The sequence below is a fragment of the Sphaerimonospora thailandensis genome, from assembly GCF_016863115.1.
In the GTDB taxonomy this organism is placed as follows: Bacteria; Actinomycetota; Actinomycetes; order Streptosporangiales; family Streptosporangiaceae; genus Sphaerimonospora; species Sphaerimonospora cavernae.
The window spans coordinates 1-1972 of sequence record NZ_BOOG01000116.1 but is presented as its reverse complement, the minus strand read 5'-3'; the positions used below and the strand labels follow the sequence as shown (position 1 = coordinate 1972).

At 66.7% G+C, this 1972-nt stretch carries 3 protein-coding genes and 1 pseudogene; 2 read left to right on the top strand and 2 right to left on the bottom strand.

From position 1 onward, the window contains the following. Together Mth01_RS29170 and Mth01_RS29165 are read right to left on the bottom strand one after the other, a co-directional pair. Positions 1-193: pseudogene (locus tag Mth01_RS29170) on the bottom strand (ATP-binding protein); the annotation flags it as partial. Beyond that, complete coding sequence (locus Mth01_RS29165) at positions 190-624, bottom strand: hypothetical protein (protein ID WP_204019181.1); 435 nt, start codon at positions 622-624, stop codon at positions 190-192. The pseudogene Mth01_RS29170 and the gene Mth01_RS29165, both read right to left, overlap by 4 nt. Before the next feature lie 223 nt (positions 625-847). Between Mth01_RS29165 and Mth01_RS29160 the strand changes: the two genes are divergently transcribed. Further along, positions 848-1711 (top strand): helix-turn-helix domain-containing protein, encoded by an 864-nt coding sequence (locus tag Mth01_RS29160; protein ID WP_204019180.1) that lies wholly within the window; start codon positions 848-850, stop codon positions 1709-1711. A gap of 41 nt (positions 1712-1752) precedes the next feature. Further along, positions 1753-1972, top strand: a 220-nt coding sequence (locus tag Mth01_RS29155; protein ID WP_204019179.1) for a DUF397 domain-containing protein, incomplete at its 3' end; no start/stop codon positions are given.

Genomic DNA, 1972 nt, shown 5'->3' with positions numbered 1-1972 from the left:
CCTGGCCGCCGGGCCGGGCGGAGTCGGTATGCCTCACGGCGTTGGCGACCAGTTCGGTGGTGAGCAGCAGGGCGTCGTCACAGTGGGGGTGGCCGGTGGCGGCCAGCAGGACGCGCAGATAGCGCCGCGCCTTGGGCACGGAGGCGGTCTCGCCGGGCAGGTCGATCCGTCCCAGCAGGCCCAGGGCCTTCATCGGGCCCTCCAGAAGACCCGGACGCCCGGTACGGCCTGAGCGGTGTGGGCGATCTGCACGTCACCGGCGTCCGGCAGGGACTTTGCCGCCCTCGCGACCTGCGCGGCCTCGGCGGCGACGGCGCGCTGGGCGGCGTGTGCAGTCCGGGTGGCGTGGACGGCGGCGGCGATCCGCCGGGCGGCGTCGGGCGCCGTGGCCAGGACGCGCCTGCGACGGCCGCGGCCCCAGGCGAACATCCAGGTACGGCGTCGCCGCGTGGCCGTGATCCGCATCCGTGCCATGGCCGGCCCGGTTGCCGTGTCGTCGGCGAGGGAGATCTCCATGCTCGGCTCGTGGTGCGGCGGAAGCCGTACGACCGAGTCCAGCCCGAGATCATGCAACTCCCCGGCCAGCCGGATCAGATGGCCGGCCTCCGCTCCGACGTCGCGCATGCGCATCTCCGATACCTGATCCTTTCGCCCAACTTGACCTGACTTCACTGCGGAGAGTCCTGGTGTCATGACTCTGTGTGAGTGGCGTTGCCTCGATGGTCAACGATGCGGGTCGCCTTCGCAAGTGAATCTGCAAATTTGCTGGCAACTTCTGTTTGCGGAATTCACCTGCGCATACGGACCACCCGCGGCACACTGTGCGTGACGATCTCAGGAGGTTTCCGTGACGGTCCGGCGTGGCCCTACAGTCCGGCGCAGGCGGCTGGCCAGCGAACTGCGCAGGCTGCGTGAGCGCAGCGAGATGACGATCGAGGAGGTCGGCGAGCGTCTGGCCTGGTCGGCGGCGAAGGTCTCGCGGATCGAAACGGCCCGCGTCGGCATCGCCGCAGCGGACCTCACGCGGATGCTCGACCTGTACGGGCTGGACCCGGACAAGCGGGCCGGCCTGCAGTCATTGGCCAGGACAGCCCGCACCCGCGGATGGTGGGACGCCTACGCCGAGTCGCTGCCAAGCGATTACGCGACGTATATCCAGCTCGAATCGGACGCCTCCTTCATCCGCGGCTACAGTGGGATGATCATGCACGGCCTGCTGCAGACAGAGGGCTACGCGCGCGAGATCACACGCTCCGGGTTGATGGGCCTGGCTTCTCCAGTCGAAACCGAGCGGCGTGTCGAGGTTCGCATGACCCGGCAGAACCTCCTGCTCCGGGAGGAGAATCCGCTCCGGTTCTGGAGTGTGATCGATGAGGCGGCGCTCACGCGCAGGGTCGGCTCCGCCGCGGTCATGCGTGAGCAGTACGCGAAGCTCCTTGAGTTCGCGGACCGGGACAACGTGACGATCCAGGTGCTGCCCGCTGTCAACGGCGCCCATCCGGCGACCGCTGGATCCTTCGCAATCGTGGAGTTTCGCGAACCTTACGATCCGGACGTGGTGTACGTCGAAACCATGACGAGTAGCCTGTATGTGGAGAGTGATGCCGAGGTATACCAATATTCGCTTGCGTTCGACCACCTCCGGGCGATGGCGCTTGGTCCCGATGAGTCGAAGGAACTGATCGCAGGCTTGATCAAGGAAGTCGGCTGAGAATCACCCGTTTTCCGACAGAAAAGACAAGGAGCACTAAAGTGGACCTGTCCAGCATTGCCTGGCGTAAGAGTCGGCGCAGTGCCAACGGCTCCGATTGCGTCGAGGTCACGACCATTGATGCCGGTCAGGCGGAGGTCGAGCACAAGGCGGATGCTGAGCGGCTCTTCCTGGTGCGTGACTCCAAGGACCCCGACGGCCCGGTGCTGGCCTTCACCCCGAGTGAGTGGGACGCCTTCGTTAGCGGGGTCAAGGACGGGG